General features: G+C 57.1%; 17 protein-coding genes and 3 tRNA genes. 10 read left to right on the top strand and 10 right to left on the bottom strand.

Features of this window, described 5'->3' with window-relative positions; all coding sequences use genetic code 11:
- Positions 1-83: 83 nt before the first annotated feature.
- The 5 genes from HF327_RS10685 to HF327_RS10665 all read left to right on the top strand — a co-directional run bounded on the left by HF327_RS10685 (position 84) and on the right by HF327_RS10665 (position 2789).
- Positions 84-962, top strand: coding sequence for an NAD(P)-dependent oxidoreductase (locus HF327_RS10685; protein ID WP_169108211.1), 879 nt, complete (start codon positions 84-86; stop codon positions 960-962).
- Between the two features lie 79 nt (positions 963-1041).
- A tRNA-Lys gene (locus HF327_RS10680) sits at positions 1042-1117 on the top strand.
- A gap of 52 nt (positions 1118-1169) precedes the next feature.
- Positions 1170-1245 (top strand) — tRNA-Lys (locus tag HF327_RS10675).
- 50 nt (positions 1246-1295) lie between these two features.
- Positions 1296-1371, top strand: a tRNA-Lys gene (locus HF327_RS10670).
- 185 nt (positions 1372-1556) lie between these two features.
- Entirely contained in the window at positions 1557-2789 is a 1233-nt protein-coding gene (locus tag HF327_RS10665; protein ID WP_169108210.1) for a multidrug effflux MFS transporter, read from the top strand.
- 168 nt (positions 2790-2957) lie between these two features.
- Here the strand turns inward: HF327_RS10665 and HF327_RS10660 are convergent, their stop codons facing one another.
- Entirely contained in the window at positions 2958-5066 is a 2109-nt protein-coding gene (locus HF327_RS10660; RefSeq protein WP_169108209.1) for a DEAD/DEAH box helicase, read from the bottom strand.
- A 305-nt stretch (positions 5067-5371) separates the two neighbouring features.
- Positions 5372-5980 carry an oligoribonuclease gene (gene orn / locus HF327_RS10655; RefSeq protein ID WP_169108208.1) on the bottom strand — a complete coding sequence of 203 codons (609 nt, stop codon included), beginning with the start codon at positions 5978-5980 and terminating at the stop codon, positions 5372-5374.
- 30 nt (positions 5981-6010) lie between these two features.
- Between orn and HF327_RS10650 the strand changes: the two genes are divergently transcribed.
- Genes HF327_RS10650 through rsgA form a run of 3 tightly spaced genes read left to right on the top strand, consistent with a single transcriptional unit; the run spans position 6011 to position 8664 of the window.
- A complete protein-coding gene (locus HF327_RS10650) occupies positions 6011-7312 on the top strand; it encodes a M48 family metallopeptidase (RefSeq protein ID WP_169108207.1) in 1302 nt (433 codons plus the stop codon).
- Between the two features lie 18 nt (positions 7313-7330).
- The gene (locus HF327_RS10645) at positions 7331-7675 is read left to right on the top strand and encodes a 4a-hydroxytetrahydrobiopterin dehydratase (protein WP_169108206.1); all 345 of its coding nucleotides are present in this window, start codon (positions 7331-7333) and stop codon (positions 7673-7675) included.
- Positions 7676-7680: 5 nt separating this feature from the next.
- Complete coding sequence (rsgA, locus tag HF327_RS10640) at positions 7681-8664, top strand: ribosome small subunit-dependent GTPase A (RefSeq protein ID WP_169108205.1); 984 nt, start codon at positions 7681-7683, stop codon at positions 8662-8664.
- 91 nt (positions 8665-8755) lie between these two features.
- Here the strand turns inward: rsgA and HF327_RS10635 are convergent, their stop codons facing one another.
- The 6 genes from HF327_RS10635 to rpsP form a co-directional block, all read right to left on the bottom strand.
- Positions 8756-9742, bottom strand: coding sequence for a CobD/CbiB family protein (locus HF327_RS10635; RefSeq protein WP_169108204.1), 987 nt, complete (start codon positions 9740-9742; stop codon positions 8756-8758).
- A 47-nt stretch (positions 9743-9789) separates the two neighbouring features.
- Positions 9790-10488: a CoA pyrophosphatase gene (locus HF327_RS10630; RefSeq protein ID WP_169108203.1), complete on the bottom strand. Its 699-nt coding sequence runs from the start codon at positions 10486-10488 to the stop codon at positions 9790-9792.
- Positions 10489-10600: 112 nt separating this feature from the next.
- Positions 10601-10987 (bottom strand): 50S ribosomal protein L19, encoded by a 387-nt coding sequence (gene rplS / locus HF327_RS10625; protein WP_099738331.1) that lies wholly within the window; start codon positions 10985-10987, stop codon positions 10601-10603.
- A 139-nt stretch (positions 10988-11126) separates the two neighbouring features.
- A complete protein-coding gene (gene trmD, locus HF327_RS10620; RefSeq protein ID WP_169108202.1) occupies positions 11127-11906 on the bottom strand; it encodes a tRNA (guanosine(37)-N1)-methyltransferase TrmD in 780 nt (259 codons plus the stop codon).
- Positions 11907-11957: 51 nt separating this feature from the next.
- A complete protein-coding gene (gene rimM / locus HF327_RS10615; RefSeq protein ID WP_169108201.1) occupies positions 11958-12527 on the bottom strand; it encodes a ribosome maturation factor RimM in 570 nt (189 codons plus the stop codon).
- A gap of 111 nt (positions 12528-12638) precedes the next feature.
- On the bottom strand, positions 12639-12893 hold the full coding sequence (gene rpsP, locus HF327_RS10610) for a 30S ribosomal protein S16 (RefSeq protein ID WP_169108200.1): 255 nt from the start codon (positions 12891-12893) through the stop codon (positions 12639-12641).
- Positions 12894-13174: 281 nt separating this feature from the next.
- Here rpsP and HF327_RS10605 point away from each other — a divergent pair, with 281 nt between their 5' ends.
- Together HF327_RS10605 and HF327_RS10600 are read left to right on the top strand one after the other, a co-directional pair.
- Complete coding sequence (locus tag HF327_RS10605) at positions 13175-13660, top strand: NINE protein (protein ID WP_169108324.1); 486 nt, start codon at positions 13175-13177, stop codon at positions 13658-13660.
- A 225-nt stretch (positions 13661-13885) separates the two neighbouring features.
- Positions 13886-15670: a putative bifunctional diguanylate cyclase/phosphodiesterase gene (locus tag HF327_RS10600; RefSeq protein WP_169108199.1), complete on the top strand. Its 1785-nt coding sequence runs from the start codon at positions 13886-13888 to the stop codon at positions 15668-15670.
- 99 nt (positions 15671-15769) lie between these two features.
- Here the strand turns inward: HF327_RS10600 and HF327_RS10595 are convergent, their stop codons facing one another.
- Together HF327_RS10595 and HF327_RS10590 are read right to left on the bottom strand one after the other, a co-directional pair.
- On the bottom strand, positions 15770-16780 hold the full coding sequence (locus tag HF327_RS10595) for an inorganic phosphate transporter (RefSeq protein WP_169108198.1): 1011 nt from the start codon (positions 16778-16780) through the stop codon (positions 15770-15772).
- 19 nt (positions 16781-16799) lie between these two features.
- Positions 16800-17447 (bottom strand): DUF47 domain-containing protein, encoded by a 648-nt coding sequence (locus HF327_RS10590; protein ID WP_099738344.1) that lies wholly within the window; start codon positions 17445-17447, stop codon positions 16800-16802.
- Between the last annotated feature and the right edge of the window lie 371 nt (positions 17448-17818).

The following is a 17818-nucleotide window of genomic DNA, read 5'->3' as shown; positions in this document are numbered from 1 at the left end:
GATCTGTGCTCACCCCAGCCATTGCCAGAGCGCTCAGGGCTTAGCATGTGGGTATTCATAAAAAACTCCAAGGAAACAACGCAATGAGCACTTTGAAGATCGCCGTTCTGGGCATAGGAATGATGGGCCTGCCCATGGCGCGCCGCCTTGCTCAGGCCGGCCATGAAGTCCACGCCTGGAACCGCACCCGCGCCAAGGCTGATCAGCTGGTCGCTGACGGAGTGACCATTCACGACAACGCCGCAGACGCCGTACTCGGTGTGGACTTTGCCGTGAGCCTGCTGGAGAGCGGTGCCATCGTCGGCGAAGTGCTGTTCAATCTGGGCGTGGCCGACGCCATGCCCAAAGGCTCACTCTTTATCGACATGGCCTCCATCCAGCCACGTGAAGCGCGTGAACATGCCAGCAAACTCAACGCCTTGGGCGTGCAGCACCTTGATGCCCCCGTCTCCGGCGGCACACTAGGCGCAGAAGCTGGCACACTGGCCATCATGGCTGGTGGTGATGCCACAGATTTTGAACGTGCCCTGCCCGTCTTTGCGGCACTGGGCCGTGCCACCCATGTGGGCCCGCATGGCGCAGGCCAGCTGGCAAAATTAGCCAACCAAATGATTGTGGGCATCACCATTGGCGCTGTGGCCGAAGCCTTGCTGCTGGCCGAACGCGGTGGAGCCGACCCTGCCAAGGTGCGTGAAGCGATCTCGGGCGGTTTTGCCGACAGCCGTATTCTGCAGGTGCATGGCGAACGCATGGTCAACCACGACTTTGCACCGCGCGGCCGCATGACAGTTCAGCTCAAAGACATGCGCAACGCCACGGCCACCGCCGATGAAATCGGCTTTGACGCCCCCATTACTGGCTTGCTAGAACAGCTCTATGCCGAGGGCGTAAAGAACGGCCTGGGTGATCTCGATCAAGCCGGCCTGTATGTGGAATTGCAAAGACGCAATGCGCTGGATTGAAAAAAACCGCGGGTTTTCCTGCGAGCCCTCCAGAAATAGCGCATAATTGCGGTCTTGCTTGCAGTGCAGGCGAGATGTGGGGCTCTTAGCTCAGCTGGTAGAGCAGCGGACTCTTAATCCGTTGGTCGAGTGTTCGAATCACTCAGGGCCCACCAAAATTCTTCAGTCTGGTTTCGCATCAGATTGATCCTCCGGATTTACTCCGGCGGGCTCTTAGCTCAGTTGGTAGAGCAGCGGACTCTTAATCCGTTGGTCGAGTGTTCGAATCACTCAGGGCCCACCAAAATTTATTCGATCTGTTTCTCGCAGATCAAACCTCCGGTTTACTCCGGCGGGCTCTTAGCTCAGTTGGTAGAGCAGCGGACTCTTAATCCGTTGGTCGAGTGTTCGAATCACTCAGGGCCCACCAAATATTCAAAAGCCAAAGTTCTCACGAGCTTTGGCTTTTTTGTTTGGCACTTCGGCACTCTCACCCCCCCTACCGGCCCCATCAAAGCGTGAGTTCTGTCACGGCTGCAGCGGGTATCTCAGGCATCATGCAGGCATATCGGCCGCCAAGCCGGCGCACAACCGTGCAAGCCTTCAAGATTCACTATGCAAAATAATCTCTCCACCTTCTGGCGCGGACCGCGCTGGACTCTGGCCATGCTGCTTGCCATCCTCGGCATGCTCGGCCCGTTCTCGGTAGACACCTATATTCCGGCGTTCTCGGGTATCGCCAAAGCCCTGGGCGCAACCCCTATCGAGATGCAGCAGACGCTGTCTGCCTATCTTTTTGGCTTCGCCTTCATGAACCTGTTCCATGGCGCACTGGCCGATAGCTTTGGTCGCCGCCCCGTCATCCTCTGGGGACTGGTGATGTTCACACTGGCATCCGCCGGCTGCGCCCTGTCCCAGAACATTACCCAGCTGGTGATCTTTCGCACCCTGCAAGGCCTGTCCACGGGCGCTGGCATTGTGGTGTCACGCGCGATTGTTCGAGATATTTTCCCACCCGCTCAGGCCCAAGGTCTGATGGCACAAATCACCATCTTCTTCGGCATTGCCCCGGCGCTGGCGCCCGTGATGGGCGGCTGGCTGTTTGTGCATCTGGGCTGGCAATCCGTGTTCTGGTTTCTGACGCTGATTGGCATTCTGCTCTGGTCTATCAACGTGAAGTTTTTGCCAGAATCCCTGCCCGCAGAAAAACGCCAGCCCTTTGAGTTCAAGCCGCTGATGCAGGGCTACAAAATTCTGCTGACGGACCCACGCTTTCTGCTGCTGGCACTGGCCAGCGGCATACCGTTCAACGGCATGTTTCTGTACTTGCTATCCGCACCAGCCTTTCTTGGCGATATTTTGCAGCTGGAGCCGACTCAGTTTTTCTGGTTTTTCGTCTCCACCATTGGCGGCATCATGGCCGGCAGCTGGACCAGCGGAAGGCTTGCCGGGCGCATTGCGCCGAAGCGGCAGATTCGCCACGGCTTTCTGATCATGTTCGTGACCTCCATCATCAATCTGGCGGCCAATCTGATCTGGCCCGCGCATGTGAGCTGGGCGCTGATTCCCATCTGCCTGTTCGCCTACGGCTGGGCACTGATGGTGCCCGTGGTCACATTGCTGGTGCTGGATGTTCACCCCGAGCGACGCGGCCTTGCCTCATCCCTGCAGGCCGTTGTGGGCTCTGTCGCCAACGGCATTGTGGCCGGGGTGATTGCGCCGCTGGTCATGCACTCAGCCGTGCTGCTGGCCATAGGATCGATTTGCATGATGCTGGTTGGCCTGATTGCCTGGATGTATCTGCACCGCCACTGGCCTGAGATTGGCCGCACAGCTTCAGAGCTTTGAAATAACAAGAGCTACCAGCGCCTGACAAATAAGGAGTTCAGACTCATTCATAGCTGAAATTCCTATTAATCAAGCGCAAGCAGCTCCTCTTTTTGATAAAGCGCACAACAAAAAGCCGGCTACAAGAGCCGGCTTTTTTATGGTTCAAGCGCAAGCCTGAATCAGCGATTAACGCTCGTCACGACGGGGAGCGCGGGGCTTGCGGTCAAAGCCGCGATCGCCACCACGGTCTCCGTGAGGCTGGTAAGGCTTGCCTGCACCTTGGCCAAAGGCTGGACGACGATCGCCGCCACCACCAAAGCCACGCGATTCGCCACCGCGGAAGCCACCTTCACGAGCGCCACCGGCATGGGCGCCATCACGAGGACCACCAAAGCTCTTACGGGCTTCGCCGCCTTCGCTGCGACCAGCAAAACCGCCACGGTCACCACCGCGATCGCCGCCGAAGCCACCACGGCTAGGAGCACGATCACCGCCGCCGAAGCCGCGCTGGTCGTCACGAGGACGGTCACCGCCAAAGCTAGGACGGCCGCCGCCGAAGCCACGATCGCCACCACGGTCACCGCCGCGATCCGCAAAACGGTCACCGCGAGGTGCGCCAAAGCCTGGACGATCGCCACCACGGTCATTACCGCGATCGCCACCGAAGCCACCACGATCACCGCCGCGGTCGTTACCACGAGCGCCGCCGCCGAAGCTGCCAAAGCCGGGCTTGCGGCCATAGCCGTCGCCATCACGACGAGCACCACCACCGAAACCACGGCCACCACCGCCACCACCACGACGGCCATCACGGTCGCCGCCTGCGGGGGCGCGCTGTACGGGTTCCAGACCAGGAATCACTTCAGCCTTGAATTGCTGACGTGTGTAGGCTTCGATATCGAACACACGGCGACGGTCACGGAATTCCGCAAACGTCACAGCAGTACCTTCGCGACCAGCGCGACCGGTACGACCGATACGGTGGGTGTAGTCTTCAGCCTTCATGGGAAGGCCGTAGTTGAAGACGTGGGTGATGGTGGGCACGTCGATACCGCGTGCGGCCACATCCGTTGCCACCAGAATTTGCACTTGACCGTTGCGCAGAGCCATCAGGCGGCGGTTACGCAGACCTTGGCTCAGAGCACCGTGCAGAGCCACGGCGGAGAAGCCGTCTTGCTGCAGGTCGGTAGCCAGGCCGTCACATTCCACTTGTGTGGATGCAAACACGATGGCCTGGTTAATGCTGCTGTCACGCAGCCAGTGGTCCAGCATCTTGCGCTTGTGCTGAGCGTTGTCAGCCCAGAACAACACTTGCTTGATGCTGGCGTGCTTTTCCTGAGGCGAATCAATCGTCAGCTTCTTCACGCCGGAACCGTTGTCGTGCATCACACGCATGGCCAGCTGTTGCACGCGAGGTGCAAACGTAGCGCTGAACATCATGGTTTGCTTGCGCTGGGCAGTCATCACATTGACTTCAGCCAGATCGTCGGAGAAGCCCAGGTCCAGCATGCGGTCGGCTTCGTCAACCACCAGGAACTGTACCTTGTCCAGCTTGATCTGCATAGAGCGCTGCAGATCCAGCAGACGGCCAGGAGTGGCCACCACCAGGTCAGCGTTTTGCAGCTTGGCGATTTGCAGCTGGTAAGGAATACCACCCACCACGTTGGCAACACGAATGCCGCGGCAGTGCTTGACCAGCTCGATGGCGTCATGCGCAACTTGCTGAGCCAGCTCACGTGTGGGGCACAGAATGAGGGCGCCAGGAGTAGCAGCCTTGAAATTGCGGTTGTTGGTGGGGTCCTTGCGCTTGGCACGCTTAGGAGCAGGTTCACCATTGGCTGCGGCTTCAGCGCACAGACGCTCGAACTCAGCCTTGGATTCAACTTCAGCTTGAGCGCGTTGTTGAATCAGGGTGTGCAGCACGGGCAGCAGGAAGGCAGCAGTCTTGCCGGAGCCAGTCTGGCTGGAGACCATCAGGTCGATGAAACCGTTGGCATCAGCGCCTTCACCCATGGCCAGAGGAATGGCCTTGACCTGCACTTGTGTGGGCTGGGTGTAACCCAGATCAGCCACGGCCTGAACCAGCTCAGGGGCCAGACCCAGTTCTACGAAGCCGTTAGGAACTTCTTCAGCCACTTCTTCAGCGGCAACCTCTTCAGAGGAAATTTCTTCAGCAGCAGCGTCTTCTGCGTCCATGTCGGCCAGCATGGCGTCCAGACGGGAATCGATTTCAGGCGAAGACAAAGCAATATCAGCAGCGGCCACTTGGCCCTGCTCTAGGGAGTTTTCTGTCATGAATAGCTCACGAAAAAAGCGACGCAGTCAGCGTGCTGCTCGCTTCTTTTGACGGTTGGTTATCAACATCCACCGTCAAACTTTGACTGGCCCGTTCGCAAAACGGGGCAGATGGGTGTTATGTCTTGGCGTATCGGCTGTATGCAGGCCGTTGTACGCAAGTAAGAACCCGTGTGTGATGGAGATGCGCAAAAATTACCCATTGATCGGGTAAGCAACGCATTGTCTCACACACCGGGTTTTCCCGCAAGTAGAAAAGTTGTATCTACCCTGCTGCGAGCATGACTACCCGCAGCAAACCACCCTCAGGCGCTGAGCAACTCCTTGCGGTAATGCTGCAGCTCGTCGATGGATTCATGCACATCAGCCATGGCGGTGTGACGCTGCGCCTTCTTGAAAGAGGTATAGGCCGTAGGCTTCCAGCGCTTGGCCAGCTCTTTCAATGTGCTCACATCGATGTTGCGATAGTGAAAGAAGTTGTTGAGCTTGGGCATATAGCGTTCCATGAAGCGCCTGTCCTGGCCAATGCTGTTGCCACACAGCGGTGTCTTGCCCTTGGGCACGTATTTACTCAAAAAGGCAATCAGCGCAGCTTCAGCTTCGGCTTCGGTAATGACAGAGGCCTTTACCTTGTCGATCAAGCCGCTTTTGCCGTGCGTGCCCTTGTTCCAGGCATCCATGCCGTTGAGCAGTTCATCGGACTGGTGAATCGCAAAAACAGGGCCTTCAACACGCGTTTGCAGGTCGGAGCTGCTGACCACCACCGCAATTTCGATGATGCGATCGTGGTCCGGGTTCAGCCCCGTCATTTCGCAGTCCAGCCACACCATATTGAGGTCGGATTTGGGCAGCACAACAGGGGTCGCCGCCACGGGCGCAGCACTGGCGGAATTCGTACAGGAAGCTTCAGACATGGCGCAAATTGTCGCCTACACTGCCAATACATGGCTTCCAACCTAGATTTTTCTCTGCCGCTTTCGCTGCTATTTGCAGCCGCAGTGGCCCTTCAATGGCTGCTGCGTGTATGGCTCATCTCTCGCCAGGTGCGCCATGTGGCCCAGCACCGCCCGGCAGTGCCCGCCGCCTTTGCTCACCGCATTAGCCTGACCGCACACCAAAAGGCGGCGGACTACACCTTGGCCAAAGCCAAGGTCTCGCTGATTGACATCACCCTGTCTGCCGCTGTGCTGCTGTGCTGGACGTTACTGGGCGGGCTGGACTGGCTCAACCGCGAGCTGCTTGAATTCATCAACCCCGGTCTGTGGCAGCAACTGGCCCTGCTGGCCTGCTTTGCACTGATTTCTGCCGTCATCGAGCTGCCGCTGTCGATCTACCAGACCTTCAAGCTGGAGCAGCGATTTGGCTTCAACCAGATGACGCCGGGTCTGTGGCTGGGCGACCTGCTCAAGTCCACGCTGGTCGGTGCCATCATCGGCCTGCCGCTGGCAGCACTGATCCTGTGGCTGATGGGCTCAACCGGCCCACTGTGGTGGCTGTGGGCATGGGCCGCGTGGACGGCCTTCAATCTGCTGCTAATGTGGATCTTCCCCAGCTTTATCGCGCCGCTGTTCAACAAGTTTGAGCCGCTGGCCGATGAAAGCCTCAAAGCCCGCGTCACCCACTTAATGGAGCGCTGCGGCTTTGCAGCCAAGGGCTTGTTCGTGATGGATGGCAGTCGCCGCTCGGCCCACGCCAACGCTTATTTCACGGGCTTTGGCAACTCCAAGCGCGTGGTGTTTTTCGACACCCTGCTTAAGCAACTGAGCCCAGGCGAGGTAGAAGCCGTGCTGGCCCACGAACTGGGCCACTTTAAGCACAAGCACATCACCAAGCGCATGGTGATGATGTTTGGCGTGTCGCTGATGGGCTTTGCGCTACTGGGCTGGATCAGCCAGCAGCCTTGGTTTTACTCAGGGCTGGGCGTGCCGCTTCTGGAGAGCAAGCACCTCGGCGTGCCTGCAGAAAACAATGCCATTGCTCTGCTGCTATTCATGCTGACCGTGCCTGTGTTCAGCTTCTTCATCACGCCGCTGATGTCTGCCATGTCACGCCGAGACGAGTTTGAAGCCGATGCCTATGCCATGCAGCAAACCGATGGTGCTCAACTGGCTTCAGCACTGCTAAAGCTTTACGAGGACAATGCCTCAACCCTCACGCCAGACCCTTGGTATGTGAGCTTTTACTACTCACACCCTCCCGCAGTGGATCGACTGGCTCGCATGCCGGCCCCCAGCGGCAGTTTGTAACTCCACACGAGCTTTCTCATGAGCACCTCAACCCTGCAACAAAAAGACTGGTCCCAGCTCAAGCGCAGCGCCCTCAGCGCCGAGCATGTGCGCGCGCAGCTCACCGCCCTTGAAGACTGGGTACTAGTGGGTAGCGATACCAGCCCCGCCATCAGCAAGACCTACCGCTTTGCCAATTTCTACGAAACCATGGCCTTTGTGAACGCGCTGGCCCTGATTGCCCACCAGCAAGACCACCACCCCGACCTGGAAGTGGGCTACAACCGCTGCAAGGTGAGCCTGAACACGCACGACGTGGGCGGCATCTCTGAAACCGATATCGACTGCGCTCGCCGCATCGAAGCACTGCTGAAGCTGGCCTGATTTCTATGGCAAAACAAGGACAGCGACCCCGCACCCAAGCAACCGCTGATACTCAGGCAGGCTTGGTGGTTGCCAGCTATGGTCGCCACTGCGTGGTCGAAACACCGGACGGCGAGCGCCGCATCTGCCACCCGCGTGGCAAAAAAAGCCAGGCAGTTGTGGGCGATTATGTGCTGTGGCTGGCGCCCCCACCTGGTCAGGGCGATGAAGGCACGATCGAGAAAGTACTCGAGCGCCGCAATGTCTTCTACCGTCAAGATGACATTCGCACCAAAACTTTTGCCGCCAATCTCGACCAGCTCCTGATTCTGATAGCGGCCGAACCTGTGTTCAGTGAAGTGCAACTCGCCCGCGCCTTGATTGCCGCCGAAGCGGCTCACATCACGCCCATCATTGCGCTGAACAAGATGGATCTGGAAGAGCCTTTCTTGCGCGCCTGGGAGCGGCTGGCCCCCTACCGCAGCATGCGTGATTCCGTGGAAGACCCACCCCATTACATGGTGCTCCCCCTATCGCTGGAAGATGCCGACGAAGAGGACCGCGATGCCATCATTGGCCTGCTGCAAGGCAAGACGACCCTGGTGCTTGGGCCTTCGGGCGTAGGCAAAAGCACTTTAATCAACCTGCTGCTACCAGACGCCAAGGTTGCGACCAAAGAAATTTCGCAGGCTCTGAACACCGGCAAGCACACAACCACCAGCACTACCTTGTATTGGGTGGATGAGGCGCGTACTACGGCCATCATGGACTCACCGGGATTCCAGGAATTTGGCCTCTATCACATCGCCCCCACGCAGTTGCCCGCCTGTATGCCAGACATTGGTGCCCATGCCAAGAACTGCAAGTTCTACAACTGCACCCATTTGCATGAGCCGGGCTGCGGAGTGATTGATGTAGTGAAAAATGGCTCTGACGATTTACCGATCAGCGATAACCGCTACCGTATTTATAGCGAACTGTTCGATGAGCTGAGCCAAGTGGGATACTGAATCGGCGCTGCGATCACGGTCATCGCAGACGTTCGCTAAATCCATAGCAGGTAACGCTTAACCCATAAGCGCTAGCTGCTTTTTTAACGGATTACCCAAGCAGGCGAGCAAACGTCAGCAGAGCCAGCAACAGCAGCCAGACCACTACCGAGCGCCAGACCAAGCCCACCACGCTGCGTAAATGGGACATTTCAGGCTCGCGCCCCGGGGTGGAGTCGCTGCCACTCTCCCACTGCGCATCAGCCCCCTCTTCGCCGTAACCCGCATCGCGCCGGCGCAAGGCCTCACCGCCCAAGCGTACATTGATGGCACCGGCAGTGGCGGCCAAAATTACGCCATCGTTGTCATTGGGGAAGCGCTGGGCGTAAACCCGCCAGTTATCGATAGCCTCTTCAAAGCTACCCACCATGGCAAAGGAAAGCGCCGTCAGCCGCGCAGGCAGCCAGTCAATCACATACCAAGCCTTGGCTGCGGCAGACTGCAGGCGCTCACTGGTCGGGGCCTGCAAGCCTTCAGCGCCCTTGCGTGACCAGGCCCGCGACAGATATTCCGCCATGCGGTACAGAATCGCGCCCAGCGGGCCCAGCCCCAATGCCGAGAAAATCGAAAACCAGAACAACACGCCAAACACATGGCGGTGCGCGGCCAGTACCGAATATTCGATGACATGGCGCACCACCTCACTGCGCGGCACCTCGCTGGCGTCCACCTGCTGCCAGTCGGCCAGCGCCTGGCGAGCGGCAAATTCATCTCCTGAATCCAGCGCATCACGAATGTGGGTGAAGTGATGGCTGAACTGGCGAAACCCCAGCGTGACATAAAGCACAGCCACGTTCCAGAGCATGGCAGCAGGCCAGCCAATCAGTTGCAGCAAGGCCCAGAAGATACCGAGCACGATGGCGCAGGGCAGCAAGACCGCCATAGTCCAGGCCAGCCAGCCGTGGTGCGCCTTGCCAGCATCAAAGTTGCTGCGAACGGTCACAGTCCAGGCGCGATAGCCCGCCTGCACCAGGTTAGACCGGGCCAGCGGGCGCGCCTGCTCCAGCAGCAAGGCGATCAAGATGGCAAAGAAACTCATTGCTTCATCATAGCGGGGCTGTTTGTCAGCTTGTTACAACTAACGTCTCAAGCCGCCAAAAAACGGTAAAGATTGCGCAACATGCCTGCCGTCGCACCCCAGATGTAGCGCTGCCGCTCGCCATCCTGATAGGGCATGGCGAACCACTCTCGATCTACACCCTGCCACTGCATGGCATGGCGCTCGTGGTGAGCAGGATTGAGCAAAAAGGACAAAGGAACTTCAAACAAATCAGCCACTTCGCCCGGATTCGGAAAGTAGCTGGGCTGCGGGTGCACCAGCGCCACCACAGGCGTGATATTGAATGCCGTCCCCGTCACATAGACAGGCAGACGCCCCAGCACCTCCACATTCTTGGGGGCCAACCCCACCTCTTCATGCGCCTCGCGCAGCGCTGTGGCCTCGGCCGATACATCCTGCGGATCGCGCTTGCCACCCGGAAAAGCCACCTGCCCAGAGTGCGTGGACAGCTTTGCCGAGCGCACGGTCAGCAGCACTGTCGGCTGCTCACGCAGCACGATGGGCACCAGCACGGCGGCATCCGAAGGCTCGCGAGTGGTAAAGCGCTTTTCTGACATGTACTCAGGGGACCACTGCGGCGGCTGTGCGAAGCGTGTGCGCAGGGCTTGAACGGTCTGAGCGCCCAAGGGAACCGGGGGCAGCCCATGGTCAATGCCCAGCAATCGCGCCAACCTGGGGTCTGCGATGCCAGTAGAGAGAGTAGAGGATTGATCAGATGCAGGCATGTATTCAGCCCAAACAGGAGCAAAAGCAAGAACAGCAAAAACACGACAGCCATAAAAAAAGCCGCCACAGCGAACTGTAGCGGCTTTTACGGAATCACTTCCGACGCGCGTATTACTGAGCAGCAGCTGCAGTCTTAACGCGGCGCTGAGGCAGCTTTTCCTTGATACGAGCAGACTTGCCGCTACGTTCACGCAGATAGTACAGCTTGGCACGGCGCACATCACCGCGACGCTTGACTTCAATGCCAGCGATCAGAGGGGAGTAAGTCTGGAACGTACGTTCCACGCCTTCACCGCTGGAGATCTTGCGCACTGTGAAGCCGCTGTTCAGGCCACGATTACGCTTAGCAATCACAACGCCTTCGTAAGCTTGAACGCGCTTACGAGCACCTTCAACCACGTTCACGCTCACGATGACGGTGTCACCAGGAGCGAATTCGGGGATAGTCTTGTTCAGGCGAGCAATTTCTTCTTGCTCGAGAGTCTGGATCAGATTCATGATGTAAATCCACTTGGATCTTGTCCGCGCCAGAATTGGCAAGCACCGGGATTGGTGCCATTGCTGCATTACAGGAACTGCTCGAAAGCAGATCCGTTATTCCTTGCAGCGGCCGGATAGAGGATCAAAGAGCCTAAGATTATAGCTTGGGAGCTGTTTTTGCCAAAAACCCTTCGTCTTTGGCATTGAGAAGCCCCTGTTTCCGAGCTTGCTCAATCAGCTCCGGGCGGTGCTGCGTCGTAATGCGCAGGCGCTGGTCACGGCGCCAGCGCTCGATGTTGGCGTGGTGTCCAGACAACAGCTCAGGCGGCACATCCTGCCCATTCCAGACTTCGGGGCGGGTGTAATGCGGACAGTCCAGCAAACCATCCAGTGCAGGGTTGAAGCTGTCTTGCTGAAAGCTGCCTTCGTCGTTGAGCACACCCGGCTGCAATCGCGCCAGAGAGTCCAGCAGCACCATGGCCGCCAGTTCTCCGCCGGAGAGCACAAAGTCTCCCAGACTCAGCTGATGCGTAACGTGGGTATCGATAAAGCGCTGGTCAATACCTTCATAGCGACCGCAAAGCAGTACCGCGCCACGGCTTTCGGCCCACTCCGCCACCACCGCATGCTTGAGCGTGGTGCCAATGGGCGAAAACAAAACTACAGGTGCGGGCTCGGACTGCTCTTGCGCATCCGCCTCGATGCGGGCTGCGCGAATCGCATTCAGACACAGCTGCAAGGGCTCGGCCATCATCACCATGCCGGGGCCGCCGCCAAAGGGGCGGTCATCGACGCGACGGTAGTTGCCTTCGGCCCAGTCACGCGGGTTCCACAAGTGCACTGCGACCTGGCCAGAGCTGTAAGCGCGGCGAGTCACCCCACTTTCCAGAAACGGGGCAAATAACTCAGGGAACAGGGTAATGATGTCGAAACGCATGATCTACAAGCGTAAGCAGCTATTTAATTAATAGTGCTTACGCATTCACATTCAATAATCAGGCTGCCAGTCGGCGACGATGAGCTTGGTGGCCAGATCAACCGAGTCCACATAGGCGTCAACAAAAGGAATCAGGCGCTCCTGCTCCTTGCCTTCAACTTCATAGCCCAGCACCAGCACGGTCTGTGGGCCAGTCGACATCAGATCCGTGACAACGCCCAGAGCCACACCTTCTCGGTTGACTACAGACAAGCCCAGCAGATCGACCCAGTAAAACTCGCCGTCATCGGTCTTGGGAAAATGCTCACGCGCTACAAAGATGCGAGCACCGCGCAAGGCTTCAGCCGCGTTGCGGTCCGCCACTTCAGGGGAGGTAGCCACCACAGTATCGGAATGAAAACGCGCCTGTTTGACGGGCAAAACTACAGTCCCTGTGAACTGCTTGGCACCCTTTTCCGAAGGCAGCAAGAACCAGTTCTTGGCAGCAAACAGTGCATCAGGGGCGCTGCTGAACGCCTGGACTTTGAACCAGCCCTTGATTCCCCAGGCATCGGCAATGCGACCGACTTCAACGGCATCAGCAGGCAAGCTCGTAGCTTGAAGAAGAGGCATGTGGCTCATGGGGATCAGCGAAAGAGAGATTTCAGAAATTCAATAAAAAACGGGTCCCGTCAGGCAAGCCAACGGAACCCGCTTTGATAAGGCGCTTAAAAAAGCCGCCACCTAATAAAATTAGGCAGCAACCTTCTTGGTAGCTTCCTTGATCAGGCGTTCAGCCGTATCAGAAGCTTGAGCACCAACGCTCTTCCAGTAAGCAACGCGGTCCAGAGCCAGACGCAGGCCTTCTTCGGCGCCACGGGCGCTAGGGTTGTAGAAACCCAGACGCTCGATGAATGCACCGTCGCGACGAACGCGCTTGTCAGCAACAACTACGTTGTAGAAAGGACGAGCTTTAGAGCCGCCGCGGGAGAGACGAATAACAACCATGATGTTTCCTTCGGGTGGTTACAGCCAGTGCCATCAAAAATTTGACCAGCTGCGCAGGTTTTCTTACAGCGTTTGAGACACGCGACATGACCACCCGGCCAGCGACACGCCGTAAAACAGGAAATTATATCGATTTCTGTCCACGATGCCTACAGCTCGAAAAATGAACAGCTGCAGTGCAAAGGTCTATCACCAGTTAGACCGCACTTGCCCTGTGCCAGAAGACCCGCATGACGGGAATAATGGACTGGTCTTATCGCTTTCAGCTTCTGCTCCCTGCCATGAACCCTATTGCGCCCGCTACGGCCCCCACCTCTCGCGCCAAGAACAAGACTGTCGCCGCCTGGCTGGCATTTCTGGGTGGCCCACTGGGCTTGCACCGCTTCTACCTCTACGGCCTGGGTGACTGGTTGGGCTGGCTTTTACCTATCCCTACCGCTCTGGGTATTTACGGAATTGAGCGAGTCCAGCAGCTTGGTCAGGACGACCAACTGAGCTGGATTCTCATCCCCATGCTGGGCTTCACCATCGCCGGGTGCGCACTGCGCGCCATTCTTTATGGGCTAATGGACAAGCAGGCCTGGAATGCCCACTTCAACCCCGGCGCAGCTTCTGATGCACCTGCGGGCGGAACACGATGGACCACGATTTTCGCCATTGCACTATCGCTGATGTTTGGTGCCACCGTGCTGATGGCCAGCATTGCCTATAGCTTTCAGCATTATTTTGAATATCAGGTGCAAGAGGCGCGAAAAATATCGCAATAAAACAGATTCAGAGTCTTTGATCCAAGGGATGAGCCTGATAAAACTTATTTTCAACATGCATTTTTTGTAAGTAAAAGTCTAATTTGAGATTTAAGCGCTTTAAAACGCTTCCCTATCAACCGACAGAACCCACAATGCCAATCTGAAGAACATCTTGCAACGACTTCGCCTCTCTCAGACTCTGGATCCTTAGGCGTTCTCGCTGCACTTGCCTGACGAGGTTTTATGTCCGTACCTGCCGACAAGTCTGTCAAATCCGAAGTACATGGGCAAAGCCCCTTCCCGGCAGCCACCAGCCTGGTGGGCGTGTACGGAGAGCAGCTTTTCCGCATTCTTGAACAGACCAGCAGCGGCTATGTGCTGCTGGATGCGCAAAACCGGGCTCAGCGCTGGAATGATGGTTACCTGCGCCTCTTTCCCTGGCTTGTACCGACTCTCAAGGTTGGCGCAACACTGCAGACGGTTCTGCAATCTGCTGCGGCATCTGCACCAACCACATCTGCGCCAACCCTGAACAGCATTGCCGAGAGCCAGCTGTCCCTGATCACGCGCCAGCAGACCAGCATCCAGATACAACTACCCAATAGGCGCAAGGTCAGCCTGTCGGCTCACGCTCTTTCGGCCAATTACACCGTGCTGGCCTGCAAGGAGCTGGTTGCCAGTGAAGGCGACGCGGAAAGCCTGGCATTCTTTGATGCCCTGACCAACCTGCCCAACCGCCGCCTACTGCTGGATCGTCTGTCGCAATCCATGATCCAGTCTGAGCGTACCGGCTGGCGTGGAGCTCTGCTAACCATCGACATGGAGCCCGCCAAGGGCTTTACCCACCTGAACGCCGATGAGGCCAGTACCTACCTCGCGTCAGATATTGCACAGCGCCTGCTCAGCTGCGTGCGCGCCTGCGATACCGTGGCTCGCATGGATGCCAAGCACTTTGTCATCATGGTGTCTGATCTTTCCCCAGATATTGAACTGGCCAACCTGTTGGTCGAGCGGCTTGGGGAGAGACTTCAGGAAAGCCTGAACACCAGCTACCAGCTCAACAATCAGACTGTGAAGCTCGAGGCGAATATCGGTGCCACCTTGTTCGGCCCTCACTCCCGCTCGGCCACCGAGTTGCTGCAGCAGGCTGAAACCGCCATGTACCGTCTGCGCGACGAGGAAGCGCCGGGTCTGCATTTCTTCAGCCCCGAGCAGAAAATTCAGCCCGTAGACCGATCCCGCATGGAACATGGTCTGCGTGAAGCACTGCGTCTGGGTCAGTTTGAACTGCATTACCAGCCCCAGTACTCCACCCGCGGCGACGTGAGTGGACTCGAAGCCTTGCTGCGCTGGCGCCACCCTAGCCGTGGTCTGGTGCCACCCAGCATCTTTTTGTCGGTTGCAGAAGAAACCGACATCATTGTTCCACTGGGCCGCTGGAGCATTCAGGCCGCCTGCGAGCAACTGGCTCAATGGAAGAATGATCCACAACTGAGCCATCAGGCCGTGTGCGTCAACATCAGCGCCAAGCAACTGCAGCATTCGGATCTGGCTGAGCAAGTTGAGAGCATCATTGCGCAAACGGGTGCCAACCCCGCCCTGCTCGTGCTGGAGCTTTCAACCAAAACCCTGAACCCCGTCAATGCCGACATCATTCACGCCTTGAGCCGCCTGAGCGCCATTGGTCTGCGACTGTCGCTGGATGACTTTGGCAGCGGCTCCAGTACATCCGAGGTGCTGCGTCAATTGCCTTTGTGCCAGCTCAAGCTCGCACATTCACTGGTTCAGCGCCTTGGCCCCAACAATGCCAGCGAAGCTGCGGTTCAAGCCGCGATTGCGCTAGCTGGCCGTCACAAAATCACCGTGGTCGGCGCAGGTGTTGAAACCCTTGAGCAACGTGCACTGCTGGCGCAGCATGGTTGCGAGCACTTCATGGGTTATCTATTCAGCGCCCCGGTGCCGGTTGGCCAAATCAAGTCACTGCTGCAAAACCCGGCATTGTTTGGACTGCAGAAACACGTCGACTGATCCCGGATTCAGGCATAAAAAAGGCTTCGCAATGCGAAGCCTTTTTTTTCATCAATCCCTTGACTCATATGCGATAGAAGCTATGAATCCAGTAGCAGATTAATACAGCTGCAAGCTGACCCAATAGGCAATAGAAGCCACAAAGGCGCTCGCTGGAATCGTCAAAACCCAGGCCCAGACGATGTTGCCAGCAACACCCCAGCGCACTGCGCTGGCTCGCTGGGTAGAACCTACGCCCACAATTGCGCCGGTGATGGTGTGTGTGGTCGACACAGGTACGCCCAGGAAGGTTGCGAAGAACAGTGTCAAAGCGCCACCCGATTCAGCACAGAAGCCGCCAACGGGCTTGAGCTTGGTGATCTTCTGACCCATGGTCTTCACGATGCGCCAGCCACCAAACATAGTGCCCATGCCAATCGCTAGGTAGCAGCTCACAATAGTCCACGTCGGTGGTGCTGAGTCAGCTGCATTGGTGTAGCCCGTCGCAATCAGCAGCAACCAGATGATACCGATGGTCTTTTGAGCATCGTTACCACCGTGACCCAGGCTGTAAGCGCCGGCAGAAACCAGCTGCAGACGACGAAACCACTTATCCACGCGATTGGGGCTTGCGCGGCGGAAAATCCAAGCCACCAGCACCATCATCAGGGAACCCAGCAGGAAGCCCAGCACGGGAGACACAAAGATGAAGGCCACTGTCTTCCAGATACCGCTGGCAATCAGCGCGCCAGCGCCAGCCTTGGCCATCACCGCACCCACAATGCCACCGATCAAGGCGTGCGAAGAGCTACTGGGAATACCGTAGATCCAGGTGATGACGTTCCAGGTAATGGCACCCACCAAGGCACCGAACACGACGTGCGTATCCACAATACCCGGCTGAACAATGCCCTTGCCCACCGTGGCCGCCACGCTCAGATGGAAGACAAAAATCGCCACCACGTTGAAGAACGCAGCAAATATCACCGCATGAGCGGGCTTGAGCACCCCCGTAGAGACTACGGTGGCGATGGAATTGGCAGCGTCGTGAAAGCCGTTCATAAAGTCGAACAGCAACGCAAGCGCCACCAGCAAAATCACAACCCAGAGGGCTGCCTGTACCGGTTCCATGATCGGGCTCCAGCGAGAATCAGGAATTCTCGAGGACGATGCCCTCGATCAGATTGGCTACGTCTTCGCAGCGATCTGTAACGGTTTCCAGCAGCTCATAGATAGCCTTGAGCTTGATCACTTCACGAACATCGGGCTCTTCACGGAAGAGCTTGCTCATGGCAGCTCGCATCACGCGGTCAGCATCGCTTTCCAGACGATCAATCTCATCGCAGGTCTTGCTCGTGGCGTCCACGATGGAGGGATCCGAAAGGCGATCCAGCAACTTGACGGCATCACGCACCCGTTCACAGCAACGCACACACAGGTCGGTCAGACGTGTGATTTCTTCCGTCATGTGACGCACGTCGTACAAAGCCATGGTCTCGGCCGAGTCCTGAATCAGGTCAGCCACGTCATCCATGGTATTGATCAACGAGTGAATGTGCTCACGATCCAGAGGGGTGATGAACGTCTTGTGTAGCAGCTTGGTTACATCATGGGTGATGCGGTCAGCGGCGCGCTCGGCGTTATCGACGTCTGCGTTGTATTTTTCGCGCAGATGGGGGTCGTTGTAATTTGCAACGAGTTGCGAGAAAGCATGAGCTGCTTCAACAATGCGGTCTGCATGCTGATTGAACATCTCGAAAAAATTGCCTTCTCGCGGCAATAGCTTGCCAAATAGCATGAATGCTCCTTACCGGGGAAAAGAAACCAGGCGACTCACAGCAAAAGAGCATGGTTCCCGGCTTAAACGGGGCGAAGTTTACTCTTGAGTCCTTGTGCGTTTCAGCGCGCAAACAAGACAGCCCTTCAAGGGCCACGAAAAATAAAACACACCGTGTTCTTCCCACAAAATCCTGATAAGACGGCTGCAGCTCATGCAGAGAAAGAGATTTCTCTCAATGAAAATTGCGTAAAGTATCTGGTGTGAAATGACAGTAAAAAATCACGCGAATAAGTTCTAAAAATTTCTTTTTGTAATAAGCAAATTCTTTCAAAGCATTGAAAGGAATTTAAAAGAATCAAAAAGAAATTAAAAAAACATTCAAAAACCCA

This window comes from Comamonas suwonensis (assembly GCF_012844455.2).
GTDB lineage: Bacteria > Pseudomonadota > Gammaproteobacteria > Burkholderiales > Burkholderiaceae_C > Comamonas > Comamonas suwonensis.
The sequence above is the reverse complement of the archived record's forward strand: the minus strand, read 5'-3'. Positions and strand labels throughout refer to the sequence as shown.